The sequence below is a fragment of the Vibrio sp. GJ43-1 genome (assembly GCF_055808835.1).
This window is the reverse complement of record NZ_CM147884.1, coordinates 3349703-3375855: the sequence shown is the minus strand read 5'-3', so window position 1 is coordinate 3375855 and position 26153 is coordinate 3349703. Positions and strand designations below refer to the sequence as shown.

General features: G+C 44.0%; 15 protein-coding genes, 9 tRNA genes and 8 pseudogenes. 25 read left to right on the top strand and 7 right to left on the bottom strand.

All coding sequences use genetic code 11. The features are described 5' to 3' along the window. Positions 1-200 precede the first annotated feature (200 nt). From AC0L66_RS16050 to AC0L66_RS16025, 6 genes and pseudogenes are all read left to right on the top strand, one after another. Positions 201-1828, top strand: a pseudogene (locus AC0L66_RS16050) (methyl-accepting chemotaxis protein). A gap of 225 nt (positions 1829-2053) precedes the next feature. After that, a tRNA-Phe gene (locus AC0L66_RS16045) sits at positions 2054-2129 on the top strand. A 56-nt stretch (positions 2130-2185) separates the two neighbouring features. Continuing rightward, positions 2186-2261, top strand: a tRNA-Thr gene (locus tag AC0L66_RS16040). Positions 2262-2282: 21 nt separating this feature from the next. Beyond that, positions 2283-2358 (top strand) — tRNA-Asn (locus AC0L66_RS16035). 33 nt (positions 2359-2391) lie between these two features. Next, positions 2392-2467 (top strand) — tRNA-Thr (locus AC0L66_RS16030). 26 nt (positions 2468-2493) lie between these two features. Then, positions 2494-2569, top strand: a tRNA-Asn gene (locus tag AC0L66_RS16025). Positions 2570-2690: 121 nt separating this feature from the next. Here AC0L66_RS16025 and AC0L66_RS16020 read toward each other — a convergent pair. Next, positions 2691-3801 (bottom strand): annotated as a pseudogene (locus AC0L66_RS16020) (PilT/PilU family type 4a pilus ATPase). 9 nt (positions 3802-3810) lie between these two features. Then, positions 3811-4851 (bottom strand): annotated as a pseudogene (locus AC0L66_RS16015) (type IV pilus twitching motility protein PilT). A 25-nt stretch (positions 4852-4876) separates the two neighbouring features. On the opposite strand from AC0L66_RS16015, the gene AC0L66_RS16010 reads away from it, so the two are divergent. The 9 genes from AC0L66_RS16010 to AC0L66_RS15970 all read left to right on the top strand — a co-directional run bounded on the left by AC0L66_RS16010 (position 4877) and on the right by AC0L66_RS15970 (position 11536). Next, positions 4877-5584 (top strand): YggS family pyridoxal phosphate-dependent enzyme, encoded by a 708-nt coding sequence (locus AC0L66_RS16010; protein ID WP_473567915.1) that lies wholly within the window; start codon positions 4877-4879, stop codon positions 5582-5584. Between the two features lie 49 nt (positions 5585-5633). Beyond that, on the top strand, positions 5634-6452 hold the full coding sequence (gene proC / locus AC0L66_RS16005; protein WP_265676366.1) for a pyrroline-5-carboxylate reductase: 819 nt from the start codon (positions 5634-5636) through the stop codon (positions 6450-6452). A gap of 28 nt (positions 6453-6480) precedes the next feature. Continuing rightward, positions 6481-7038 carry a YggT family protein gene (locus AC0L66_RS16000; protein ID WP_250615907.1) on the top strand — a complete coding sequence of 186 codons (558 nt, stop codon included), beginning with the start codon at positions 6481-6483 and terminating at the stop codon, positions 7036-7038. Next, positions 7038-7325: a DUF167 family protein YggU gene (gene yggU, locus AC0L66_RS15995; RefSeq protein WP_473567913.1), complete on the top strand. Its 288-nt coding sequence runs from the start codon at positions 7038-7040 to the stop codon at positions 7323-7325. The genes AC0L66_RS16000 and yggU overlap by 1 nt, the downstream gene beginning before the upstream one ends. A 26-nt stretch (positions 7326-7351) precedes the next feature. Further along, positions 7352-7783, top strand: coding sequence for a DUF4426 domain-containing protein (locus AC0L66_RS15990; RefSeq protein WP_265676364.1), 432 nt, complete (start codon positions 7352-7354; stop codon positions 7781-7783). 45 nt (positions 7784-7828) lie between these two features. Next, on the top strand, positions 7829-8431 hold the full coding sequence (locus AC0L66_RS15985) for an XTP/dITP diphosphatase (protein WP_473567912.1): 603 nt from the start codon (positions 7829-7831) through the stop codon (positions 8429-8431). Between the two features lie 2 nt (positions 8432-8433). Further along, entirely contained in the window at positions 8434-9585 is a 1152-nt protein-coding gene (hemW, locus tag AC0L66_RS15980) for a radical SAM family heme chaperone HemW (RefSeq protein ID WP_265676362.1), read from the top strand. 95 nt (positions 9586-9680) lie between these two features. Beyond that, positions 9681-11057, top strand: a complete 1377-nt coding sequence (locus AC0L66_RS15975; protein ID WP_473567910.1) for an LTA synthase family protein — start codon at positions 9681-9683, stop codon at positions 11055-11057. After that, on the top strand, positions 11033-11536 hold the full coding sequence (locus AC0L66_RS15970) for a hypothetical protein (RefSeq protein WP_473567909.1): 504 nt from the start codon (positions 11033-11035) through the stop codon (positions 11534-11536). Before AC0L66_RS15975 ends, AC0L66_RS15970 begins: the two co-directional genes overlap by 25 nt. 89 nt (positions 11537-11625) lie before the next feature. On the opposite strand, the pseudogene glsB reads toward AC0L66_RS15970, so the two are convergent. After that, positions 11626-12548, bottom strand: a pseudogene (gene glsB, locus AC0L66_RS15965) (glutaminase B). 71 nt (positions 12549-12619) lie between these two features. Next, positions 12620-13339 carry a tRNA (guanosine(46)-N7)-methyltransferase TrmB gene (gene trmB, locus AC0L66_RS15960; RefSeq protein ID WP_473567908.1) on the bottom strand — a complete coding sequence of 240 codons (720 nt, stop codon included), beginning with the start codon at positions 13337-13339 and terminating at the stop codon, positions 12620-12622. A gap of 152 nt (positions 13340-13491) precedes the next feature. On the opposite strand from trmB, the pseudogene mutY reads away from it, so the two are divergent. The 8 genes and pseudogenes from mutY to AC0L66_RS15920 all read left to right on the top strand — a co-directional run. Next, positions 13492-14277, top strand: a pseudogene (gene mutY, locus AC0L66_RS15955) (A/G-specific adenine glycosylase); the annotation flags it as partial. 23 nt (positions 14278-14300) lie between these two features. After that, a complete protein-coding gene (locus AC0L66_RS15950) occupies positions 14301-14537 on the top strand; it encodes an NUDIX domain-containing protein (protein WP_473569281.1) in 237 nt (78 codons plus the stop codon). A gap of 14 nt (positions 14538-14551) precedes the next feature. Next, complete coding sequence (locus AC0L66_RS15945; protein WP_473567906.1) at positions 14552-14824, top strand: oxidative damage protection protein; 273 nt, start codon at positions 14552-14554, stop codon at positions 14822-14824. Between the two features lie 52 nt (positions 14825-14876). Then, a pseudogene (gene mltC, locus AC0L66_RS15940) lies at positions 14877-16009 on the top strand (membrane-bound lytic murein transglycosylase MltC). 103 nt (positions 16010-16112) lie between these two features. Continuing rightward, positions 16113-16188 (top strand) — tRNA-Phe (locus AC0L66_RS15935). A 74-nt stretch (positions 16189-16262) separates the two neighbouring features. Beyond that, positions 16263-16338: transfer RNA gene (locus tag AC0L66_RS15930), tRNA-Thr, on the top strand. A 7-nt stretch (positions 16339-16345) separates the two neighbouring features. After that, positions 16346-16421: transfer RNA gene (locus AC0L66_RS15925), tRNA-Phe, on the top strand. A 54-nt stretch (positions 16422-16475) separates the two neighbouring features. After that, positions 16476-16551: transfer RNA gene (locus AC0L66_RS15920), tRNA-Asn, on the top strand. A gap of 340 nt (positions 16552-16891) precedes the next feature. On the opposite strand, the gene AC0L66_RS15915 is transcribed toward AC0L66_RS15920, so the two are convergent. Continuing rightward, a complete protein-coding gene (locus tag AC0L66_RS15915) occupies positions 16892-18217 on the bottom strand; it encodes a cation:proton antiporter (protein ID WP_265676355.1) in 1326 nt (441 codons plus the stop codon). Between the two features lie 301 nt (positions 18218-18518). Between AC0L66_RS15915 and metH the strand changes: the two genes are divergently transcribed. Then, entirely contained in the window at positions 18519-22196 is a 3678-nt protein-coding gene (gene metH, locus AC0L66_RS15910) for a methionine synthase (protein ID WP_265676354.1), read from the top strand. 75 nt (positions 22197-22271) lie between these two features. Here metH and AC0L66_RS15905 read toward each other — a convergent pair. Both AC0L66_RS15905 and AC0L66_RS15900 read right to left on the bottom strand, forming a co-directional pair. Then, positions 22272-23544: pseudogene (locus AC0L66_RS15905) on the bottom strand (HlyC/CorC family transporter). A gap of 104 nt (positions 23545-23648) precedes the next feature. After that, on the bottom strand, positions 23649-24443 hold the full coding sequence (locus AC0L66_RS15900; protein ID WP_265676352.1) for a cytochrome C assembly family protein: 795 nt from the start codon (positions 24441-24443) through the stop codon (positions 23649-23651). Positions 24444-24615: 172 nt separating this feature from the next. On the opposite strand from AC0L66_RS15900, the pseudogene ffh reads away from it, so the two are divergent. Further along, positions 24616-26004 (top strand): annotated as a pseudogene (gene ffh / locus AC0L66_RS15895) (signal recognition particle protein). Positions 26005-26153: the final 149 nt, after the last annotated feature.

The window sequence follows — 26153 nt, the reverse complement described above, 5'->3', positions numbered from 1 at the left end:
GTGAGACAGATGAAGATTTCCTTTTTGAGAATTCTTCATGAGTCGACCAAAAGGTTTAAAAGTTTAGATGAAAACATATTTTTCTTCGTGAATTTAATCGCAGTCATAGTTCTGTAATAAAGTGCTTTCTATTTGAAAATGGCTGACTAATATGTCGAATTACTTATAAAATTCTATGCGATATAACTTAGAGCTGTTCTATGAAGTTAAAAACACAAACTTATTTTTTGTCATTAATAATCCTATTTGCCATGGTAGCAGTGACCATTACGGGTCTTTGGGCCTTGCGTCTAGCGAGTAATAATGACAACAAGATGCGAGTGACGGAAATATTCACCAGTACATATTCAACGATTGTTCAGCTAGAAAAACTCGCTGACGAAGGGGTCTTGAGTACTAATGATGCGAAAATGATTGCGACCAGAGTGCTTCGTAACAACATTTATAAAGATAATGAGTATGTTTATGTCGCCGATGAAAATATGACTTTCATAGCTGCGCCTTTAGACCCTCAGTTACACGGGACTAGCTTTCACGATTTTAAAGATAGCTCCGGTAGAAGTGTCGGTGAGATTATTGTTAAGGCGCTAGGTAATCGAAAGGATCATCTAATTGAATATGAGTGGTCTCAGAGACTCCCTAATGGCGAGATTGAAAATAAGCTATCTATTGCCGAGAGAACGCCGAAATGGCAGTGGGTCGTTGGTACTGGTATAGGCTTCAATGAAGTTAATCAGCGTTTCTGGTCGACAGCGCAGTGGCAATTAGGGCTATGCGTACTGATTATGGCGATTATATTGTCAACTCTACTTATTTCACTTCGGAAGATACTGGCGATATTAGGAGGAGAACCTGCCGATGTGCTGCACGCTGTTCAAAGTGTCGCGTCGGGAAAAATTGAAACTAAATTTGATAATAAAGCGCAAACCAGCAGTATTTACCATTCTGTTCAGCAGATGAATTATTCTCTAGCGGCACTTCTTTCTAGTATTGAAAAGGTTACTGGCTCTATTGGTTCTCAGCTTTCTGAAACAGACAAGAGAGCACTCTCTATTGCAACACTCACGCAAACCCAGCAACAGAGCACTGAGATGATTGCGACCGCCATGACAGAAATGGCTTCATCAGCAAGTCATGTGGCAAAGTCTGCTACGGATACCGCGTTGAGTACGGATGAAGCTGATAAGCAGAGCCAGCATGTTAGTTCGCTTATTTCTTCAGCCCTTTCAAATATCGAAGGTCTAGCCCATCAATTGGATGGGGCGAATACAGCGGTCTCAGAGCTTGATAGTGATGTGAATAATATTGCGCGTGTTTTGGAGGTTATTGGTGATATTGCTGAACAAACGAATCTACTGGCATTGAACGCTGCAATTGAGGCTGCTCGCGCTGGTGAGCAAGGTCGGGGTTTTGCGGTTGTTGCTGATGAAGTAAGGAGTTTAGCAGGAAGAACACAGAGCAGCACGAAAGAGATTCAAGATATGATCTCGAACCTCCAATCGGGCTCAAAAAAGCGATTCAAAGTATTCAAAGTTGTACCGAAACCAGTCAAGCAACGGTAGAAGAGTCTCAAACTGCCTCTCGAGCCCTACATGACGTAGTGGTTAGCTTAGAAAAAATCTCTGAAATGAGTCATCAGATAGCAACGGCGGCCGCAGAGCAGACTGAAGTGAGCGATGACATATCGGTAAGAATTAATTTGATAGAGCAAAGTGGCGGCGAATTAAGGGGGGTAGTTGAACAAACAAGAGCGGCGACTCGTTCTCTTGGTCTACTGTCTGGAGAGTTAACTGAAAAAATGAATCAGTTTGAAGTCAAAAACGGTTAAGTTATCGAGTTAAAAACAGCTATTTTCTTCAGTTAATGCAGGAATTAAGTAAAGGGTTAGCGGAAGGAATCATGGTTTAACTTAAGCCCTGTATGCCCACAGGGCTTAATTGTGGGCGCAAAATGCATAAAAATAGAACGCTAAGTATAGAAAATCGACAAACGATATTTTTTTTGCAATTTAGTGTTGACGTTAAGGCCGAAAAGCCGTTTAATACACCTCGTTGCCCGGATAGCTCAGTCGGTAGAGCAGAGGATTGAAAATCCTCGTGTCGGTGGTTCGATTCCGCCTCCGGGCACCACGATTTAAAATTGTTGGTGCTTAGTAAAATAAGCGTCAATAAGTAAAGATAAGTGCGCCGACTTAGCTCAGTAGGTAGAGCAACTGACTTGTAATCAGTAGGTCACCAGTTCGACTCCGGTAGTCGGCACCATTCTTTACACAATATAGTAATTCCCCCTTAGTTCAGTTGGTAGAACGGCGGACTGTTAATCCGTATGTCGCAAGTTCAAGTCTTGCAGGGGGAGCCACTTTTTAAAAATAAGCTTAGCTTGTTTTTATGTGCCGACTTAGCTCAGTAGGTAGAGCAACTGACTTGTAATCAGTAGGTCACCAGTTCGACTCCGGTAGTCGGCACCACTCTTTACTCGAGTATAACTAGTAATTCCCCTTTAGTTCAGTTGGTAGAACGGCGGACTGTTAATCCGTATGTCGCAAGTTCAAGTCTTGCAAGGGGAGCCACTTTAAGAAAAGGCCTCATCGAAAGATGAGGCCTTTTTGCTTTTTTAAAAGTGAATTAGATTTCTTCCAGTTAAACGCCTCTATTCACGAGTTCAGAAGGGAGTAAAACGAGCACTTCTTTCTAGCTCATGTCTATTTTTATTTTCGATAGTTCCGACTTAGAAGACGTTTCTGAATTGGCTAGCTTTAGCATTAAACGGAGGTTATTGGATGAGTCTGCACTGTGTAGCGCGTCCTCTTCGTTGATACTACCTGCGTTTACTAAATCAAAGAGTGATTGGTCAAAGGTTTGCATTCCAATCTCTCGAGATTTACTCATAGCCACTTTAATTTCGCCAAGCTCTCCTTTACGAATCAGTTCAGAAACTCTTGGGCTATTGAGTAGTATCTCGAATACACCATGACGACCTTTGCCTTGTTTATCCCTAATGAGTTGCTGTCCAATAATACCTTTGAGATTTGAACTTAAGTCGAAAAGAAACTGCTCTTTTTGTTCTTTCGGTACAAGGTGAAGAATGCGCTCGATCGCTTGACTGGCGTTGTTAGCATGCAGTGTTGCCATACAAAGGTGTCCGGTTTCTGCAAAGGACATGGCATACATCATCGTTTCTCTTGTTCTGATTTCGCCGATTAAAACCATATCAGGTGCTTGCCGAAGTGAATTTTTCAGTGCCACAGCATAGCTCTCAGTATCGAGGCCCACTTCTCGCTGAGTCACAATACATTTTTGATGTTCATGAATAAACTCTATCGGGTCTTCTACCGTGAGGATATGCCCTGTTCGGTGTTGGTTTCGATATCCAGTCATTGCCGCCATTGTTGTGGATTTACCTGAGCCTGTTGCACCAACAATTAGGACAAGGCCTCTTTTTGCTATTGAGAGGGTTTGCAGCACATCTGGAAGGGAAAGTTCCTTAAAGGTGGGAATACGGCTTTCTATTCTTCTTATCACAGCACCTTGTAGCTCTCTTTGAAAAAAAGCACTGACTCGAAATCGACCGAGTAGTTCGAACAATGGCGAAGTTAGATTCTTTGCTTGCAAGGTAGGCGCTATATTTTGCGTCGTCCATCATCAATTTTAGAAGTGTAGTAACCTCAGCATTAGATAAGCTATCACCTATTGCCTTTAAATCTCCGTCAACTCGATAGAGTATAGGGGCACCAGCAGTGAGGTAGAGATCCGAGGCATTGAGTGTCAACATTTGATCGAGGATGGCATCAATATTGTTCATTACTGCGTCCTAATGAAACATCGAGTTATGTTGGGTGACCTGTTTATTCACTTCTTCGAGTTCAACAATACCTTGAGAGAGTAATTGCTTGCTATGTTGTTCTAGCGTTTGCATTCCATGAGCGGCGCCCGTTTGTATCATTGAGTACATCTGTGCCACTTTATCTTCCCTAATTAAATTTCGAATTGCAGGTGTTGCAGTCATGATTTCGTGGCATGCGATGCGGCCGCCATTTGTGCGCTTTATAAGTTGCTGCGAGATAACCGCTCGTAGTGATTCTGATAACATCGAGCGAGCCATATCTTTGTCGTTACCAGGAAATACATCAATGATACGGTCGATGGTTTTAGTCGCAGAAACGGTGTGTAATGTTCCAAAGACTAAGTGTCCAGTTTCAGCAGCAGTCAGAGCAAGGCTGATCGTTTCTTGATCGCGAAGTTCTCCGACAACAATGACATCAGGATCTTCACGTAACGCCGATCGTAGTGCGTTTTGGAAGCTGTGCGTGTCGCGATGCACTTCTTTGATTGATTAAGCATTTCTTATTTTGGTGAACAAATTCAATGGGATCTTCAATCGTCAGAATATGTTTATTTTTGCTTTGGTTGATATGATCAACCATTGCAGCCAGTGTTGTTGATTTTCCTGAACCTGTTGGGTTTAGATCACCAGAACGAGGCCTCGTTCAATGTTTGCGATATCGGTTAAAATATCTGGGACGCCCAGCTGTGCGAGGGTAGGCGTTGTTGTTGGGATGGTTCTAAATACAGCTGAGCATCCTCGGGATTGATTAAATGCATTGATCCTGAATCGGCCGACATTGGGGATATCAAAAGAAAAATCGGTTTCAAGTCGGGACTCATAATCATTTCTTTGCTTGTCATTCATGACATCAAAGATTAACTTGTGTACAGCAGAGTGATCGAGAGCCGGGATACCAAGTTTTCTTACTTCTCCGTCAATTCGTACCATTGGTGGTACGCCTGCGGAAAGGTGTAGATCTGAAGCATTATGCTTTACACTAAAGTCTAGCAACTCGGTGATATCCATTTAATTTCCTTATGATTTGTAACCTATGACCAGTATTCAACAAAATATAGAACTAATCACCACCCAGATAGCTCGCGCAGAACAAAATTGCGGGAGAGTGCAAGGTGAGGTGCAATTGCTTGCTGTCAGTAAGACGAAACCTAACGAAGCGATCATTCAGGCCGCCTTGGCAGGACAGCGACAGTTTGGTGAGAATTACGTTCAAGAAGGCGCATCTAAGGTTGCGTTCTTTAACGACCATCACCCTGAATTTGATCTTGAATGGCACTTTATAGGGCCGATTCAATCAAATAAAACTCGTGTTGTCGCTGAGCATTTTGATTGGGTTCACACTATTGATCGTGCCAAAACAGCTCAGCGTCTAAATGATCAAAGACCATCGAGTATGGGACCATTACAAGTGCTCATACAGGTGAACACGAGCGAGGAAGCGACAAAGTCAGGAGCTCAAATTGATCAGGTATTTGAACTGGCAGAAGTCATTGATGCCTTGCCCAATTTGGTGCTTAGAGGGGTGATGTCTATTCCGGCTAATGTCTCTGGATATGAAGAGCAGCTTCAAGCGTTTATGGTATTGCGAGAAGTGAATAATAAACTGGCGGCGCAGTATGCCAATATCGACACGCTTTCCATGGGAATGAGTGGTGACATGGACGCTGCTATTGCAGCTGGAAGCACAATGGTTCGTATCGGAACAGCGATCTTTGGTGCTCGAGATTACGGACAGCAATAATTATTGTTTAGAGGCGCTTATGTTGCCTCTTTGTTTAGGAATATCTTTAATGGAACAAAGAAAGATTGCTTTTATTGGCGCAGGAAACATGACGCGCTCAATTATTGCGGGGCTGGTTGCCAGTGGTTATGAACCTACGAAAATCACAGCGACGAACCCAAGTAAAGAGAAGTTAATTGCTCTAGCGAATGAATACGGTGTCATGACAACTCATGATAACCTTCAAGCGGCAGAGCAAGCTGATGTGATTGTTTTAGCAGTAAAACCACAATTGATGGCAACGGTCGTTCGTGGCTTCGTTGGGGTTGATTTTAATAGTAAGCTCGTCGTCTCCATTGCGGCGGGGATTTCTATTCAACGCCTTGAGGAAATGTTTGCTACAGAACTCAATTTAGTACGTGTTATGCCTAACACGCCTTCTCTTTTAGGGGAGGGAATGAGTGGCTTGTATGCGAATGAGGCAATACTCTCTCTAGATAAGCAATTTGCTACTGACTTAATGGAAGCGGTAGGCAAGGTATGCTGGGTAGAGAAAGAATCGGCTATTAACGACGTGATTGCAGCTGCGGGTAGTGCACCAGCGTACTTCTTTCTCTTTATGGAGGCGATTCAGCAAGAGGCCATGCGCAATGGAATGGATGAAGCAACAGCCCGTTTGCTGGTACAGCAAACCGCGTATGGGGCCGCTAAGATGGTATGCTGTAACCCCGATACAGATCTTGCCACTTTAAGGCAGCAGGTCACATCAAAAGGTGGAACAACAGCAGAGGCGGTAAGAACCTTCGAAGATAGCGGTCTTCGAGATATTGTCTCTCAAGCGATGCAAGCAGCTATTTCTCGCGCGGAAGAAATGGAAAAACAATTTTAACGTATCTACAAAATCGTAAAGGTTACTTATGAATGCAATGAGTTTTTTGGTGTCGACACTGTTCGATTTGTACATCATGGTTGTGCTTCTGCGCATTTGGCTACAAGCCTCTCGCGCCGATTTTTATAATCCATTTTCACAGTTTATTGTTAAAGCGACGCAGCCTGTTGTCGCCCCGCTTCGCCGAGTTATTCCATCGATAGGTGGGCTTGATTTGGCGACGGTGGTATTCGCTTATTTACTATGTGTTGGTAAGTATGTTGCCTTGGTATTAATTGCGGCTGGTGCAAACTTTAGCTTTAGTCCAGATTTCTTATTTTTGGGCTTGTTATCTTTACTAAAAGCAGCGGGCGGTTTGCTTTTCTGGGTCTTATTAATTCGAGCTATTTTGAGTTGGGTTAGCCAAGGTCGAAGCCCTATCGAGTTCGTATTTCATCAACTAACAGAGCCAATGCTTGCGCCAATTCGCCGGATTTTACCAGCAATGGGTGGCTTTGATTTGAGCGTGCTGGTTTTATTTATCGTCTTGCAATTTGCCAACTTTCTGATGGGCGATTTCGTTGGCCCACTTTGGTATAAACTATAGTGTCAGCGGTTGCTTGGGATGGGTGTGATCTAGTGCTGCATGTTTACATTCAGCCCAAGGCCAGTCGTGATAAACTGGTTGGCCTGCATGGCAATGAGTTTAAGATAGCGATTACAGCGCCCCCAGTAGACGGCAAAGCGAATGCTCACTTGATTAAGTACTTAGCGAAAATGTGTAAAGTCGCCAAAAGTCAGGTTTGTATCGAAAAGGGTGAACTGGGTCGACATAAGCAGATAAGAGTGATTGATCCCGTGTTGACGCCAAATGAATTTCAGACCCTCTTATGAGGGTCTTTTTTTACAAGGAGATAGTGATGAGAAAGTACGTATGGTTATTGGTCTTACTGGTGTTTTCAACGGCGGGGTATGCCGGGCAGTACAAAACAATCAAAGATGCGGAAGTACACTATGTGGTATTTAACTCAACTTTTTTGACGCCAGAAGTCGCGCGAAGCTATGGCCTGAAGAGAAATGACACAATTGCGATTGTTAACATCAGCGTGTTAGATCGCGCAAGCCTTGGAAAACCAGCAATGTCGGCAGAGATTACAGGAGAGGCTAAAAATCTAATAGGGCAAACGAAAAAATTAGATTTTAAAGAAATTAAAGAAGGCGATGCGATATACTATCTCGCTCAGTTTAGTATCACAAATGAAGAGCGTTATCAGTTTACGATTGATGTCGACGCAGGAATGAAAGGGCGTGGGCCGATTTCATTTTCACAACAGCTTTATACAGAAAAATAGCTTCACACCGACGGGTCGGTAGGAGCGTAAATAGAGACGAACAATATGAGCACAAAAATAGTATTGGCGACGGGTAATCAAGGCAAAGTTCGGGAAATGGCCGATTTACTGGCGGACTTTGGTTTTGAAGTGCACGCGCAAAGTGAGTTTCATGTCTCTGATGTTGCAGAAACTGGCACGACGTTTATAGAAAACGCCATTATCAAAGCTAGACACGCTGCAAAAGAGACTGGCTTAGCTGCGATAGCGGACGATTCCGGTCTTGAAGTTGACTACCTCAACGGCGCTCCGGGTATTTACTCTGCTCGTTATTCGGGTGAGGGTGCGACAGATGCGACGAACATCGACAAGCTTTTAACCGAACTTGCCGAGGTGCCAGAATCTAAGCGTACCGCTCGATTTCATTGTGTTCTAGTACTAATGCGTCATGCTAATGACCCTACACCGATCGTTTGCCACGGGAAATGGGAGGGGCGAATTTTATTTGAGAGAGCGGGAGAGCGGGGTTTTGGTTATGATCCTATCTTTTTTGTGCCTGAAGATAACTGTGCCTCAGCGGAGCTTGAGCCTGTAAGGAAGAAGCAGTTGTCTCATCGTGGAAAAGCGCTAAGTGAGCTGTTTTCTCTGATTCAGTCACAGGGACTTTAGCTATGCTAGTGCCACCGCCACTTAGTCTATACATACATATACCTTGGTGTGTGCAAAAGTGCCCTTATTGTGATTTTAACTCGCATGCTCTTAAGGGAGGGATTCCTCAGCAGGAGTATATGACAGCACTCATCGAGGACTTGGATGCCGATATCATGCGCTATCAGCTGCAAGATGATGTCCGTCCATTGCATTCCATATTTATTGGTGGCGGCACACCAAGCTTGATCGAGCCTCAATATATCGCGAAGCTATTGCAGCAGGTACAGCGCCGTTTACCATTTAGTGACGATATAGAAATCACGATGGAGGCAAACCCTGGGACTATCGAGGTTGAGCGCTTTGCCGAATATCAGCACGCAGGGGTGACTCGTATTTCTGTTGGCGTGCAGAGTTTTCAGCAAGAAAAGCTGACACGACTTGGGCGTATTCATGGCGCGAAAGAGGCGGTAACCGCCGCCAAGCTGGCGCATGAAATAGGACTAAACAGTTTTAATCTTGATTTAATGCATGGCTTACCAGAGCAAACCATCGACGACGCGCTTGAGGATCTGCAACAGGCCATTGATTTAGCGCCGCCACATTTATCTTGGTATCAGCTAACCATTGAGCCGAATACGTTATTTTATTCAAAGCCACCAACGCTGCCTGATGAAGACGACTTGTGGGATATCTTTGAAAAAGGTCATCAAATGCTCGCGAATGCAGGCTATGAGCAATATGAAATATCAGGGTACAGTCAGCATGGTTACCAGTGCCAGCATAACCTCAATTATTGGCGCTTCGGTGACTACCTTGGGATTGGTTGTGGTGCTCATGGCAAGTTAAGCTTTACTGATGGGAGAATCCTTCGTACCAGTAAAGTTAAGCATCCAAGAGGGTATCTGAATTTGGTTAAGCCATACCTAGATAGCGAAGTTCACGTTTCTCTACAAGATCGCCCTTTTGAGTTCTTTATGAATCGTTTTAGGTTACTCGAACCGTGTCCTAAGCAAGATTTCGTGACACGGACTGGACTAAGCCTAGATGTGATTCAAAAACCAATTGCTGAAGCGCTAGAGCGTCAATTTATTACCGATACTGGTGAAGCTTGGCAGTTAACAGAGAAAGGGAAGCTATTCCTCAATGATCTGCTAGAGATCTTCGAAATCTAGTAACTTACTTCACAACTGTGTAAAAGCTCATTAATATACGCGCCTTGGATAATTTAACAGTATGGATGCTGTAATATATTGTTTTTAGGTGCGTTATGTTTCTTTCTCTTTCTCGAGTGCTACTGTCATTCATATTATTGGCAGTGATTTCCAAAGTTACCTTCCTTGGGTGGTACGAATTTTCGTATACCACTACCTCATTGCTAGAATTCTTTAAGGCAACAGCTTGGGGAGTGAGATTTGATCTAACGGTTTCCTTTTTGCTGTCCTGTTTAGGCTTTCTGTTGTTATTGCCTATCGCCCCGTTTTCTAAGGCTCATCAGCTCTGCCATAAAGTATGGTTAGTGCTATGCGGAACGTGGATTATCTTCACGACTGTGGGGGATACGATTTATTTAAGCCAAGCTAGTCGCCATGTAACGGTTGACTTGCATCTTGGCAAAGGGATGGAGCTGGAACTCGCAAGCACTGCCTTAACTCAGTTTGGTCATTTGATACTTGTTGCTGTGGTATTGCTGGCGATTTATAGCTATGTGGTTATTCGTTGTGTTCCTGCGATTCGCTTTGCCAACAAATGGTATAACAGTATTGCAATAGCCTTAGTTTGGGTTTTATTGACGGTTACGGCGGTTCGTGGTGGATTTAGTGATAAACCACAAAGTCCCATGTATGCTTACAAAATAGGTGACGTGAATCAGGCGCGTATTGCTTGGAGTGCTCCGTATGGCATTACCTATTATTCTCTTATTGGTGAAGATAAATCTGGCCACCGTTGGACGCCTGAACAGTCGCCAGAGGCGATGGATAGCTTGCGCCAGCAACTTAGCCGAACTGCATCAACTCAGCTAGAAACGCTTTCTGATCATGATGTGATTGTTGTCTTGCTGGAGAGCTGGACGGCCTTTGATATGAAAAGTTACGGGTCGGAATTTGATACCACACCTTTTTTCGATTCTCTTCGAGAAGAGTCATTGACCACCACGAGTTTCTATTCGAATGGCTTTCGAACGGTGGAAGGTGTCTTTACCACAATGTGTTCTCACCCCAATCCAGTCGGAGGCAGCGTTGCTGGTAGCCGCTTGGAGAGTATGCCTTACCAATGCTTGCCTCAAGTATTAAAAGAGCAAGGTTGGCACACCACGTTTGTCCAAGGTAGTGGTAAAGGGATGGTCGGTGCGTTTGCTCAAGCTTTGGGATTCACGGATTCATTTGGTAAGTTTGATTATGAAGACGTGGGACAAGAGCAGAATTATTGGGGTTACATGGATGATGGCATCTATGATTTTGCTTTGGAAAAGCTGGCGTCTCACTCACAGCCTCAATTTATGGTCATTAATACTCGAGCACGACTCACGATAGCTATTTACCGAATGAATCGGATTATGCTTTCGGTAAGTCAACTCCGGATGAGACTCGCCGCAGTGTCGTCAATTATTCCGATCAATCTTTGGAACGATTTGTCTCGAAGCTGAAAGCGCAAACGGAAAAACCGACGTTATTAGTGCTGGTCGCGGATCATACAATGGTTGGATCTCGTAGTGATTTACGTCATGTATCAATCCCGTTTTTAATGGTTGGCATTAATACAGAACTTACTCCACAGGAGTTAGATGTCGCGGGGGCACACAAAGATATTGCACCAACGATTATGGACTGGTTAGGTGGCGAAGTGAGTGGGTTCTCTGGCCGAAGTTTGTTGTCTTCGAATTACCAACAAGGGGCTGATTTTACGGTTAATAATCAATTCTATTGGGCAGCACAACAAAAGTTGGTGAGAATCAACGCAACGTCTGGGGAGAAAGAAGCGTGTTACCAAATTGGCGATAACACGACCACCCTCACTGAGCAAACATGTGATTCACCAGAGTTTCAGACTATGTATCAGCAAGGAAAACGCTACATGTTGTATAGTCAACAGCACCTATTTGATGGCACTACCCAGCAATATTAAGCGGCCAATAAATTGAACAGATAACAATAAAGCCAGCAATATTTGCTGGCTTTATTGTTATTGAAGACACGTCATGCTGGTGGCTGTCACTAAAAGATCGAACGACCTATTCGAGTAGATAGCATCTCTAAGACGCGAGTGCCGATTAAGGAGTTCCCCGATGAATCTAGTTCAGGAGACCATACCGCGATGGTCATCTCGCCTGGAACTATCGCGACAATACCGCCACCCACACCAGACTTCCCGGGCATACCTACTCGATAAGCAAACTCACCTGCTCCGTCATACAGTCCACAAGTGGCTAACATAGCATTGAGCTGCTTGGTCTGTGTTGGCGTGATAATGTGTTTCTTTGTGTGGACCGATTGACCTTTATTGGCGAGGTAGCTAAAGGTTTTTGCTAAGTCGACACAGCTCATTTTTAATGCGCATGCGTGAAAGTAGTTATTAAGAACCGGGATCACTTCATTTTCAAAATTTCCAAAAGAACGCATCAAATAGGCAATAGCCGCATTACGATCGCTATGCATCATTTCAGAGGCTGCAACCACCTTGTCGTAGACAATATGATTGTCACCTGAAAGTAGCCTTACAAACTCGAGCATGCGTTGCTTAGGCGCAGACAAGCGGCTTTGTAATAGGTCTGCGACGACAATGGCACCTAGGCATTGATAAATGGATTACGTGGAATACCGTGTTCCATCTCGAGCTGAATTAGAGAATTAAAAGCTTGTCCAGACGGCTCTTTGCCAACCCGTTGCCAAATCTCCTCTGGTTTGTATAGCATCATCGCCAAGGTAAGACTTAACGCTTTGGAAATGGATTGTATGGAAAAAGCTTCTTCCGCGTCCCCTGAGCAAATAATCTCGCCATCATTGGTGCATACCGCTATACCAATCTTATCATTGGCGACACGAGCAAGTGCAGGGATGTAGTCTGCGACCTTACCCTGACCGATAAGAGGGCGAACTTCGCTCACGATTTGCGATAATATTTGCTGAGTTGGTTTCATATACACCTGAGAGGTAAAGGGCTAGGAACAAAAAAGCCAACATAATGTTGGCTTTCGAATGGGGCGTAGTGTTACTTCGTACGGAGGAACTTAATGTCCCAAACACCGTGACCGAGTCGATGGCCGCGAGCCTCAAATTTCGTCAGAGGTCGATCTTCAGGTCTTGGGATGAAGTCTCCGTCCGTCGCCGTATTGGCGTAGCCTGGTGCTTGATTCATGATTTCAATCATATGTTCACCGTAGTTTTCCCAATCGGTGGCCATATGGAAAATGCCCTCTTCAAGCTTAAGCTTTTGGCGCACCATTTCCGCAAAGTCTAATTGTACGATGCGACGTTTGTGATGACGTTTTTTGTGCCAAGGATCTGGAAAAAACAGCTGTAGCGTCGTTAGGCTGCTGTCTGGAATCATATTTTCGAAAACTTCAACGGCGTCATGACACATAACACGTAAGTTCGTTACACCGGCTTCTCTCGCTGAAGACAGACAAGCGCCAACACCTGGGCTGTGCACTTCAATACCAAAGAAGTTTTTCTCAGGTGCATTTTTTGCCATCTCAACGAGTGAGGCACCCATGCCAAATCCAATCTCTAGAATAACGGGGTTATCGTTGCCAAATACTTGATTCCAATCGAGTAAAGTGTCTTGGTAATCAATACCCATTGTTGGCCAGCATGCTTCCATCGCGGCTTCTTGCCCTTTTGTTAGGCGTCCTTCGCGACGGACAAAACTGCGTATTTTACGTACTAGCTTGCCATCTTCTGTGTATTCATTTGTTGTCACTTCACTCATTGGTCTGCCTGTTCAATCAATAATCAGAGCGGGAATTATCCAAAGAATTTGCCAAGGTGCAAGTGTTATTACTCAGGAAATTCCCAGTGTTTTACTTCTTTCAATAAGTGTGGTGCAATTTCGCGCAAATTATAAGTAAAAAGAGAAGAAATGTGACGCCTTATGCAAGCTCAATTTTAGATTGGTATGAAAAATACGGACGAAAGTCTCTCCCGTGGCAACAAGACAAAACTGCGTATAAAGTTTGGTTATCTGAGATTATGTTGCAACAGACACAAGTCACCACTGTTATTCCATACTTTGAACGTTTTTTACAACATTTTCCCACAGTGGAAGACCTAGCTTGTGCCCCACAAGATGAAGTACTTCATTTATGGACTGGGCTTGGGTATTACGCAAGGGCTCGCAATTTACACAAAGCCGCACAAATCGTGATGAGTGAACATGGGGGCGAATTTCCTAAATCGCTTGAGGCCATGAATGCGTTGCCTGGTGTTGGGCGTTCAACCGCTGCGGCTGTTTTGTCGTCGGTGTATAAATTGCCCCATGCTATTTTGGACGGCAATGTAAAACGCACCCTAGCGAGAAGCTTTGCAGTAGAAGGTTGGCCTGGGCAGAAGAAAGTCGAGAACGTGTTGTGGGAAATAGCAGAGAGTCATACACCGTCAACACAGACAGATAAGTATAATCAGGCCATGATGGATATGGGGGCGTTGGTATGCACGCGCAGCCGTCCCAAATGTACACTGTGTCCAGTATCAACGCTGTGTGTCGCTAACAAGCAAGATAGGCAATTAGAATTTCCTGGTAAAAAACCGAAAAAGATTAAGCCAGAAAAAGAAACATGGTTTGTGATTTTAAAGTACAAGGAGGACGTTTGGTTAGCGCAACGTCCTCAATCTGGGATTTGGGGAGGACTTTTTGCTTCCCTGAAAGCCAAGTGGCTGATATCAAGGAGACCTTGGATAAACTGAACATTGAAGAAGGTGTCATTCAGTCGACGGAAACAGATATTGCTTTTCGCCATACTTTTAGCCATTACCATCTCGATATAACGCCAATCATCGTGACCTTGAATCAGCTTCCTACAATGATCATGGAACCGTCGCAAGGTCTTTGGTATAACATGTCTAAACCAGATAAGGTTGGCTTAGCTGCACCAGTCAAGCAGCTTATCCATGCCTTGCAACGAATATAATTAAGGATAACATTATGAGCCGTATGGTCTTCTGTGCTCGACTACAAAAAGATGCTGAAGGGTTAGACTTTCAGCTGTACCCTGGTGGTTTGGGCAAACGTATTTTCGACAACGTATCAAAAGAAGCGTGGGCGCAGTGGCAATCTAAGCAAACGATGCTGATCAACGAGAAAAAACTTAACATGATGGATCCTGAACATCGAAAGTTGCTTGAAACCGAAATGGTCAACTTTCTATTTGAAGGGAAAGACATCGTGATCGATGGGTACACGCCGCCGTCAGAGTAAGAAATAAGGATATTGAAAAACACCACCTAGCGTGGTGTTTTTATTAGCGACTATGAAAAAACTGATTTATTTCTTGGTACCGATACTGCTAGTAGGCTGCAGCCGTGAATTTATTGAAAAAATTTACGATGTTAATTATGAACCGACCAACCGTTTTGCTAAAAACCTTGCTGAACTTCCAGGGCAGTACCTCAAAGATACCAAGGCGATGGATGCCTTAATTGGTAGCTTCAATGGCAATATCGAAAAGCGCTGGGGTAGCCGTGAGATTAAAGTGGCGGGGAAAAGCAATTACGTCAAGTACATTGATAATTACCTGAGTCGCGCAGAAGTCGATTTTAGCAAAGGGTTGATAACGATTGAAACCGTCTCGCCTACTGAGCCGGAAAAGCATCTTAAAAATGCGATCGTCACAACCTTGCTCACTCCTGATGATCCCGCGAGTGTCGATTTATTCTCGTCTCGCAGTATTAAGCTTGAGGGGCAGCCCTTTCTTTACAACCAAGTTGTCGACCAAGAGCAAAAACCGATGCAATGGTCGTGGCGTGCGAGTCGCTTTGCGGACTATCTTATTGCCAATAAAGTCAAAACAAAGAATGTCGATTATAAAAAAGCGTACTACGTAGAAATCCCCATGGTAAAAGACCATGCGAGCAAACGAAGTTATCAATATGCCGATATCGTTAGGCGCGCGTCGCTCAAATATGACATCCCAGAAGACCTCATATACGCCATCATCAAAACGGAAAGTAGCTTTAATCCTTATGCGGTAAGTTGGGCCAATGCGTATGGTTTGATGCAAGTGGTGCCCAAAACGGCGGGACGAGACGTATTTAAGCTGGTTAAAAATAAGCCTGGTGAACCATCGCCAGAGTACCTTTTTAATCCCGAGCAGAATATTGATACCGGTACGGCTTATTTTTATATCCTAAAAAATCGCTACCTGAAGGCGGTTCGTCATCCAACATCTCTCGAGTACAGCATGATATCAGCGTATAACGGTGGGACGGGGGAGTATTGAATACGTTCAGCAAAGATAGAAAGCGAGCAATGAATGATTTGAATTCTTTGCAACCTAATCAAGTTTATTGGGCATTAACGAAAAAACACCCAAATTCTGAATCACGCCGATACCTAGAAAAAGTAACAAAATTCAAAAAGGATTTTAACGCAGGAAAGGGTTAATAGTTACTTTTGCTGAAAAATGCAGCGCTTAAACGGTTTTTTGAAGTTTTTTTAAAAAACCTGTTGACGGGAGAGCGGAAAATCCGTTTAATAGCGCCCCGTTGCCCGGATAGCTCAGTCGGTAGAGCAGAGGATTGAAAATCCTCGTGTCGGTGGTTCGATTCCGCCTCCGGGCACCACAATTTGATTTGTTGGTGCCAACGATTTTTAGTAAAGATTTGTAGCACGAACAGAAGCATAAAGAATTTAGTGTGCCGACTTAGCTCAGTAGGTAGAGCAACTGACTTGTAATCAGTAGGTCACCAGTTCGACTCCGGTAGTCGGCACCATTCTTTTGCCTCGATAGCTCAGTCGGTAGAGCAGAGGATTGAAAATCCTCGTGTCGGTGGTTCGATTCCGCCTCGAGGCACCATTATTTGGTGCTTAACAAATAATGGTCTTAGGACCTGATGTTAACACAGATAATTCCCCTTTAGTTCAGTTGGTAGAACGGCGGACTGTTAATCCGTATGTCGCAAGTTCAAGTCTTGCAAGGGGAGCCACTTTAGAAAAAGGCCTCATCGAAAGATGAGGCCTTTTTTGCATCTGATACTTTTACACTTGATCGTTTTGCATCGTGCTGCCCTAAGGGGCTTGGCGCGCTTTCGTTATCCCCGTCGTATTTCTTGTTTATTGCGCATTTGATTGGTTTGCCACTTTCTAGTCCCGCCATTGAACGCTGGTTGAAAGGGTATAGGGTAGCTAGGGTTGGCGCGGGTATCGGCCTCTACAGCTCTTTCAGTTGGTTTTATTGCTTGTTACTGAGGGGGGACAGAGAGCAGAGCGGAGTTTACAAAGATTATCCGTTATTTCTGCTCTCTGAATGCATTGAAATAGAATGTACTATTCAGTCTTATCTGATGAAATATCAGTTGGAGTCGAATCTTTATTCGCCATGTTTTTTTCAGCTAACTTGGCTTTTTCAATCATAGGAGTAATAGTTGAACCTTGGATTAAAATGGAGAACACAACCACAGAGTAAGTCATGACGAGGATAATCTCTTTCACGTCGATGAGTTTATCTTCAATTACCCACACCCCTGCTGGTATTGATAACGCCATAGCAAGCGCTAGTCCTCCTCTTAAGCCACCCCATGTAAGTATTCTTATCGACCATGGGTTATAACGTCGGTAACGTTTAAAACCTACGTAGGATAACGCGACACTTAAATATCTAGCCCCTAATACCAGTGGAATGGAGAAAGCCATAAGAATCCAATCTTCTTCATGAAATTGAAATAGCAGCATCGACATACCGATCAATAAGAACAACACGCCATTTAAAAATTCATCCACTAATTCCCAGAAATGGTCAAGATGCTCTTCTGATTCTTTTGAAAAACCAATATAGCGAGTCCAGTTGCCAATCATGATGCCTGATACCACCATGGATAGTGGGCCAGAGACGTGTAGGACATCCGCGAAGGCATAACCTGCAGTTGGAATACCAATAGTGAGCAACAATTCCATTGAGTGGTCATCCGTTGCACTTATTAGGTAATGAAACAGTAGACCAAGTAAAAAACCATAAACAATGCCGCCGACGGCCTCTTGCAAGAAGAGTAAGGAAACCCCGGTCACACTGGGAGCTTCGTTGCCAAAGGCTATCGTGTATAGCGTAACGAAAATCACCAAGCCAAATCCATCGTTGAATAAAGATTCGCCCTCTACTTGTGTTGAAATTCGCTCAGGCGCATCCAGTTTTTTTACAATGGCTAGCACGGCGATAGGATCGGTCGGGGAGATAAGCGCGCCAAAGAGTAAGCAGTAAATTAGGTCAAATGGCACACCGATAAACTGACAAAATCCATAAAGCACAGCGCCAATAAAAAAGGTTGAAAACAGCGTGGCGCCTAATGCTAATACGGTGATTTCCCACCGTTGATCTTTCAGGTGAGGCAATTTTATGCCTAGGCCGCCAGCGAACAGAAGAAAGCCCAAAATGCCTTTAAGAAGAAAGTCTTCGAAATTAATATTGGCGACCATTTTAGAGGCGACACCCGTTAGATCGAACCAACCGTTTTGTCCTCCAATGAGAATCATTAAAGAAAGGATCATGGCTCCCGCAGTAATTGCGATGGTGGTTTGCATTTTACCGATCTTACTATTGATGAATGCAATCAGCATTGCTGCTGCAGACAAAAAACAGAGTGTCTGATAAACGGACATTACGTCACCTTAATTGTAATAAATTGTGAATAGGATTTTGTTCCTGTCGTGAGTGAAGATCAATCACTAATTGAAAATTCATACCTTTTAGGTATAGAACGTTTAGTCATCAATTGACCTTCTTTACGTCGAGTTTTGTTTTTATTCTTGTTATGACATAGGAAGTAATGAAAAGGTTGCGAGAGAGATTGGACTTAGTTAGTTTGGTTGGAAATAAAGCACTCAAAAGTTATTTTAGACGTCTAGATTTCTAAAGTTACTATGATAGGATGGCTACAACAGCAAGGAACGAGGCAGTATTGTGGTAAGCAGCATTAGACAAGTGATTGAGACTCAATTGAAAAAACGCATCCTACTTATTGATGGTGGGATGGGGACGATGATTCAAGGCTATAAGTTGGAAGAAGCCGATTATCGAGGGGAACGTTTTGCTGATTGGCCATCCGATCTTAAAGGTAATAATGATCTTTTGGTTTTATCTCAACCTGAACTCATCAAAGAAATCCATAGTGCTTACCTAGAAGCGGGTGCCGATATCCTTGAAACCAATACATTTAACGCCACTACGATTGCGATGGCCGATTATGATATGGAATCTTTGAGTGATGAGATTAACTTCGAAGCGGCGCGCCTTGCTCGCGAAGTCGCTGATGAGTGGACGGCAAAGAACCCGGACAAACCAAGATTTGTTGCCGGAGTTTTAGGCCCGACAAACCGAACGTGTTCAATTTCTCCCGATGTGAATGATCCCGGCTACCGCAACGTCTCATTTGATGAGCTCGTTATTGCATACTCTGAGTCTACTCGAGCCTTGATTAAAGGTGGTTCGGATCTTATTTTGATCGAAACTGTATTTGATACGCTGAACGCTAAGGCTTGTGCGTTTGCGGTTGAAACGGTACTTGAAGAGCTTGATGTCGATTTGCCTATTATGATTTCGGGGACCATCACCGATGCGTCTGGACGGACGTTATCCGGACAAACCACCGAAGCTTTTTATAACGCATTACGTCATGTCAATCCTATCTCGTTTGGTCTTAACTGCGCGCTAGGCCCTGATGAACTGCGTCAATACGTGCAAGAAATTTCCCGTATTGGTGAAGGCTATATTTCCGCTCACCCTAACGCAGGTCTTCCTAACGCATTTGGCGAGTATGATTTATCGCCTGAAGACATGGCAGAGCACATTGGTGAATGGGCACAAAGTGGCTTTCTAAACTTAGTCGGGGGGTGTTGTGGAACCACTCCTGAGCATATTCGTCAGATGTCGTTAGCCGTGGAAGGCGTAACACCTCGTGCATTACCTGATATTCCTGTGGCTTGTCGGTTGTCAGGTTTAGAGCCGCTAACCATAGAAAAAGACAGTTTATTTATTAACGTCGGTGAGCGAACCAATGTGACAGGCTCCGCTCGTTTTAAGCGTCTCATCAAAGAAGAGCTCTATGATGAAGCACTCGAAGTCGCACGTCAGCAAGTTGAAAACGGTGCACAGATCATCGATATCAATATGGATGAGGGCATGCTAGACGCTGAAGCCTGCATGGTGCGATTTTTAAATCTTTGTGCGTCAGAGCCTGAAATCTCCAAAGTACCGATTATGGTCGACTCCTCTAAATGGGAAGTGATTGAAGCGGGATTGAAATGTATCCAAGGTAAAGGGATCGTTAACTCGATTTCGTTAAAAGAAGGCAAAGAAAAATTTGTCGCGCAAGCTAAGTTGATTCGTCGTTATGGCGCGGCCGTCATTGTGATGGCATTCGATGAAGTGGGCCAAGCGGATACTCGTGAAAGAAAAATTGAAATTTGTACTGAAGCTTATCGCGTGCTGGTGGATGAAGTGGGTTTCCCACCGGAAGACATCATTTTCGACCCTAATATTTTCGCAGTTGCGACAGGGATTGATGAGCATAACAATTATGCCGTCGATTTTATTGAAGCCGTCGCAGATATCAAACGAGATTTGCCTCACGCCATGATCTCCGGTGGGGTCTCGAATGTTTCGTTTTCATTCCGTGGCAACAACTACGTTCGTGAAGCGATTCACGCGGTGTTCCTTTACCACTGTTTTAAAAATGGTATGGATATGGGCATCGTCAACGCGGGTCAGTTAGAGGTTTATGACAATGTTCCAGATAAGCTTCGTGAAGCGGTTGAAGACGTAGTCTTAAACCGTCGCGATGATGGAACAGAGCGATTGCTGGACATTGCCTCTGAATATGCGAATAAGGGTGTGGGTAAGGAAGAAGATGCCAGTGCACTGGAGTGGCGCACTTGGTCGGTCGAAAAACGCTTAGAGCATGCGTTGGTAAAAGGCATAACCGAGTTTATTGTTGAGGATACCGAAGAAGCGCGCATTAATGCCGAAAAACCACTACACGTCATTGAAGGTCCGTTAATGGATGGTATGAATGTGGTTGGTGATTTATTTGGTGAAGGCAAAATGTTCCTACCTCAGGTAGTGAAGTCCGCTCGAGTTATGAAGCAGGCGGTGGCACATTTAGAACCTTTTATTAATGCGATGAAAGAAGCGGGCTCTACCAACGGTAAAATATTGCTTGCGACGGTAAAAGGCGATGTTCATGACATCGGTAAAAATATTGTTGGCGTTGTACTGCAATGTAATAATTACGAGATCATCGATCTTGGCGTCATGGTGCCGTGCGAAAAAATATTGAAGGTAGCTAAAGAAGAAAACGTCGATATTATTGGTCTGTCAGGATTGATTACCCCATCGTTAGATGAAATGGTGCATGTTGCTAAAGAAATGGAGCGACAAGGCTTTGACCTACCATTGCTCATCGGTGGCGCCACGACGTCTAAAGCGCATACCGCTGTTAAAATTGAACAAAATTACAATCAGCCCGTTGTCTATGTTAACAATGCATCGCGGGCGGTAGGCGTGTGTACTTCGCTACTGTCGAACGAGTTGAAACCAGATTTTGTTAGCAAGCTCGATATTGATTATGACCGTGTACGTGATCAGCATAATCGTAAGAAGCCAAGAACCGCGCCAGTCACACTTGAGCAAGCTCGAGACAATAAAGTCGCGATTGATTGGGATAGTTATACGCCTCCAGCACCATTAAAACCTGGCATTCATATTTTCGATGACTTTGACGTTGCGACGTTGCGAGAGTATATCGATTGGACGCCATTTTTTATGACGTGGACACTAATGGGTAAGTATCCGAAAATCTTTGAACATGAAGAAGTTGGTGAAGAAGCGAAGCGCTTGTTTAAGGATGCGAACGATATGCTCGATCGTGTTGAAAAAGAAGGACTTCTGAAGGCGCGAGGCATCTGTGGTTTATTTCCTGCTGCCAGCGTTGATGACGATATTGAAGTATATACCGATGAGTCACGAACCGAAGTCAAACAGTTATTGTGTAATCTAAGACAGCAAACCAAGAAACCTAAAGGTTTTAACTACTGTCTATCAGACTACATTGCACCGAAGAGCAGTGGTAAGCATGACTGGATAGGTGCCTTCGCTGTAACGGGCGGAATTGGAGAGCGAGAGTTAGCTGATGAATATAAAGCGAATGGCGATGATTATAATGCGATTATGATTCAAGCCGTTGCTGACCGCCTAGCAGAGGCATTTGCGGAATACTTACATGTCCGTGTTCGTAAAGACATTTGGGGTTATGCTCCCGATGAGTCATTGGATAACGAAGATCTGATTCGTGAAAAATACCAAGGTATTCGACCTGCGCCGGGTTACCCTGCATGTCCTGAGCACACAGAGAAAGGGCCGCTTTGGGATTTACTTCAAGTGGAAGAATCTATCAATATGTCGCTAACAACAAGCTATGCTATGTGGCCAGGAGCGTCGGTGTCTGGTTGGTATTTTTCCCACCCAGATTCGCGTTATTTTGCCATAGCTCAAATTCAAGAGGATCAATTGTTGAGCTATGCAGATCGCAAAGGCTGGGATAGGCTTGAAGCTGAAAAGTGGCTGGGACCAAATATAAACTAACGCGAGTGTGTCTGAAGTAGACAATCAAAAAACGGCTCATAAAGAGCCGTTTTTTTCTGGATGAAAATGCGTCTATCAAGACTGATGGTTTTTAGGGAAGACCTTAACCATTTTTATTCGGTTTTCTTCTAGTTCGACAATTTCCATTTGGTGCTCGGCCACTTCGATACTTAGATGGCTTTCAGGAATATCTTCTAAGTGCTCAAGCATTAAGCCATTAAGCGTTCTTGGACCATCGGTGGGTAGTGACCACTTTAATCCTTTGTTGATGTCTCGTATATTTGCGCTGCCTTCGATTAAGAAGCTGCCATCGCCTTGTGGTGAAATTTCTTCAGCTAAGGTTGGGGCGATAGAAGTGGTAAATTCACCAACAATCTCTTCTAAGATATCCTCTAGCGTTACAAGACCGTTGATGTCGCCATATTCGTCGACGATAAGACCAATCCGCTGTTTATTACGCTGAAATTTTAGCATCTGTACGTTGAGGGGAGTGCCTTCCGGAATAAAGTAGACTTCATCGGCGCTGCGCAACAGTGTCTCTTTAGTGAATTCATTTTTTTCTAGCATAAGACGATAAGATTCACGAAGTCTTAGCATACCGACAACTTCATCTATTTGATCGCGATAAAGTACCACTCGACCGTGAGGGGAGTGTGTTAGCTGGCGCACAATAGATTTCCAATCATCATTGATGTTGATACCGGTGATTTCATTACGTGGAATCATAATGTCGTTTACGGTGACATGTTCAAGATCCAAAATTGAAATCAGCATGTCTTGGTGACGTCTAGGGATTAATGACCCGGCTTCATTAACCACGGTACGTAATTCATCAGAGCTTAAGTGGTCTTCATCATTGTGGTTAGCTTTAATGCCAAGAAGTCGAATAAAGCCGTTAGTAATGAAGTTAACCAGAATGACGAGAGGAGAGAGTAACTTCATTAAAATGGTGAGTAAGATGCTGCTCATGAAGGACACTCGCTCGGGATAGAGAGAGGCCAGAGTTTTTGGGGTGACTTCCGCAAAGACTAAAATAACAAGGGTCAAGGCGCCCGTTGCTATCGCGACACCAACATCCCCATAAAGACGTAAGCCAATAACGGTTGCAATTGCAGACGCGAGAATATTGACGAGGTTGTTTCCGATAAGGATTAATCCTATCAGGCGGTCTGGACGATTTAATAATCGTTCAACGCGCTTTGCGCCTTTATGACCCGTTTTTGAGAGATGTTTGAGTCGATAGCGATTCAAAGACATCATCCCTGTCTCTGAACCAGAAAAATAGCCGGAAATTACAATCAGACCTGCGAGAATCGCAAATAAAATACTAGGTCGAAATGTCGTCCAAAACGTAGCCGTTCCTTTAATAATAGTATTGGTCAATTAATGAGCGAGTTGACGCTTGATGTCAATGCTACTTTTGAATAACAGTGAGCAAGGCGTCATTCTGAATTAGTTGAGTATGATTTCTTGAACAAAGCGACTACCAAAGTACGCTAAGGTGAGCAATGTTGCGCCAGCAATGGCAAACCAAGTCACTTTTTTACCACGCCATCCCTTATGGTAGTGACCCCAAAGCAGTACAGAATAAATTACCCATGCCATGAATGACAGGATACCTTTGTGCGCCTTGCCTTGAGCAAACATATCTTCGACAAAGATGAAACCTGTGATCAGTGTGGCACTGAGTAGAGCGGTTCCAATTAAAATGATCTTGAAAAGTTGCCTTTCCACCATCATTAATGGGGGTAAGTTCGGGTTGATGCCCAACGCTTTCTTATTTTTTAGTTTGTGATCGAGCCAAGCAAGTTGGATAGCATAAAGAGCCCCAATGGATAACGTGGAATACGAAAATAATGCTAACGCAATATGAAGCAATAGCTTTGGATTATGTTCTAAATGGGTAATGAAGGCGGTCGGTACAAATGCCGCGACGGATAAGTTGATAGCGGCAAAGCTGTAGACGACAGGCAGTAAAAACCAAATGCGCGTTTTCATCATAGCCGCACTCATAAAGAGTGAAATAATAAAGCCAATCAGTGAGGCGACATTTAGGATGCTAAGGTTTTGTCCAGAGCCACTTAGGATAAGATCACTTAGCAACCAGGCATGACATAGCAGGGCTAGCGAAGCACTGATGAGAACAGTTTTCGTGCGGATCCCGACTTGTTGAACCAAGCCTGGGATGATGGTAGCGATAGCAAGCGCATAAAAAATGGCTGCAGATGTTGCGATTAAACTGTCCATTTTGCCTAAAAATCTATGGTTTAGAGCTTGAATTATACCCTGCATCGACCCAATGAGCTACGGCATATGTAAAAAGTATTGATTAGTATTTGATCTTGTTAAGTATGACTCTGATCGCTGGCTAAGGTATACTCACCATAATTGATCGCAATTTTTAAGCGAAGAGAAAAAAATGTTTGAGAATTTAACGGATCGTCTATCCAAAACGCTGAAGAACATCAGCGGTAAAGGTCGTTTGACCGAAGAGAATATTAAAGACACGTTACGCGAAGTTCGCATGGCGCTTCTGGAAGCGGATGTGGCATTGCCTGTTATCCGCGAGTTCATTAAAGGCGTTAAAGAACGTGCCGTTGGTGTTGAGGTGTCTAAATCGCTGACACCAGGCCAAGAGTTCATCAAGATTGTTCAAGCAGAGCTTGAGTCTGTGATGGGCGAATCGAATGAAGCTTTAGATCTTGCCGCACAGCCACCTGCCGTTATTTTGATGGCAGGTTTGCAAGGTGCCTAGTAAAACGACCAGTGTTGGTAAGCTTTCAAAAATGCTCCATGAGCGTGAGAAGAAGAAAGTACTGGTTGTGTCTGCCGATGTTTATCGCCCGGCGGCGATTAAACAGCTTGAGACATTGGCGAGTGATGTAGGCGTTGATTTCTTCCCTTCATCGGCAGATCAAAAACCGATTGATATTGCCAACAATGCGATTGAGCATGCGAAGAAAAAATTCTACGACGTATTGATTGTTGATACGGCGGGTCGTCTCGCGGTTGATCATGAAATGATGGAAGAGATTCGCGATCTTCACGCGGCTATCGATCCTGTTGAAACGCTATTCGTTGTTGATGCGATGACCGCATCAAGATGCTGCGAACACGGCAAAAGCGTTTGGGGACATGCTGCCATTAACGGGTGTCGTTCTTACCAAGGTTGATGGTGACGCACGTGGTGGTGCTGCGTTATCGGTTCGTCATATTACCGAGTAAGCCGATTAAGTTCTTGGGTGTGGGTGAAAAAACTGACGCGCTTGAACCTTTCCACCCGGATCGTGTGGCATCGCGTATTTTAGGCATGGGTGATGTGCTGTCGTTGATTGAAGACCTACAGCGTAATGTCGATACCGAAAAAGCCGAAAAAATGGCTAAGAAGTTTAAGGAAAAGAAAGGTTTTGACCTTGAAGACTTCCGTGAACAGCTTGGCCAAATGCAAAATATGGGTGGAATGATGGGAATGATGGACAAGCTACCAGGCATGTCGAACGTCCCAGATAATGTTAAAGATAAAGTTGATGACAAAATGTTTAAGCAGATGGAAGCCATCATCAACTCTATGACGATGAAAGAGCGCCAGCGTCCAGAGCTTATTAAAGGCTCACGCAAAAAGCGTATTGCTGCAGGTTCTGGTACTCAAGTTCAAGATGTTAATCGTCTTCTTAAGCAGTTTACCCAAATGCAAAAGATGATGAAGAAGATGCAAAAAGGTGGCATGCGCGGCATGATGCGTAATATGCAAGGTATGATGGGCGGTGGCGGCATGGGCGGCGGCGGTTTTAACCCATTTGGACGCTAATTGACATGCTGTTCATAGAATGAGCTAGCTAACACAGCTTCTCTACCCATTTTGAAATTCGGGTTGCTCACAACGATGTGAGTAACCCGTTTTTATATCGCCAGCTTCTACCTAAATACAACCTATCAAAGATGTCAGTTATCGCGGTG

Excerpts from the sequence above, each read along its gene's own strand:
- AC0L66_RS16010 (WP_473567915.1), top strand. The coding sequence starts at position 4,877 with ATGACCAGTATTCAACAAAATATAGAACTAATCACCACCCAGATAGCT.
- AC0L66_RS15915 (WP_265676355.1), bottom strand. The coding sequence starts at position 18,217 with ATGTCCGTTTATCAGACACTCTGTTTTTTGTCTGCAGCAGCAATGCTG.
- AC0L66_RS15985 (WP_473567912.1), top strand. The coding sequence starts at position 7,829 with ATGAGCACAAAAATAGTATTGGCGACGGGTAATCAAGGCAAAGTTCGG.
- AC0L66_RS15975 (WP_473567910.1), top strand. The coding sequence starts at position 9,681 with ATGTTTCTTTCTCTTTCTCGAGTGCTACTGTCATTCATATTATTGGCA.
- AC0L66_RS16000 (WP_250615907.1), top strand. The coding sequence starts at position 6,481 with ATGAATGCAATGAGTTTTTTGGTGTCGACACTGTTCGATTTGTACATC.
- trmB (WP_473567908.1), bottom strand. The coding sequence starts at position 13,339 with ATGAGTGAAGTGACAACAAATGAATACACAGAAGATGGCAAGCTAGTA.
- hemW (WP_265676362.1), top strand. The coding sequence starts at position 8,434 with ATGCTAGTGCCACCGCCACTTAGTCTATACATACATATACCTTGGTGT.
- AC0L66_RS15900 (WP_265676352.1), bottom strand. The coding sequence starts at position 24,443 with ATGGACAGTTTAATCGCAACATCTGCAGCCATTTTTTATGCGCTTGCT.
- AC0L66_RS15945 (WP_473567906.1), top strand. The coding sequence starts at position 14,552 with ATGAGCCGTATGGTCTTCTGTGCTCGACTACAAAAAGATGCTGAAGGG.
- proC (WP_265676366.1), top strand. The coding sequence starts at position 5,634 with ATGGAACAAAGAAAGATTGCTTTTATTGGCGCAGGAAACATGACGCGC.
- AC0L66_RS15990 (WP_265676364.1), top strand. The coding sequence starts at position 7,352 with ATGAGAAAGTACGTATGGTTATTGGTCTTACTGGTGTTTTCAACGGCG.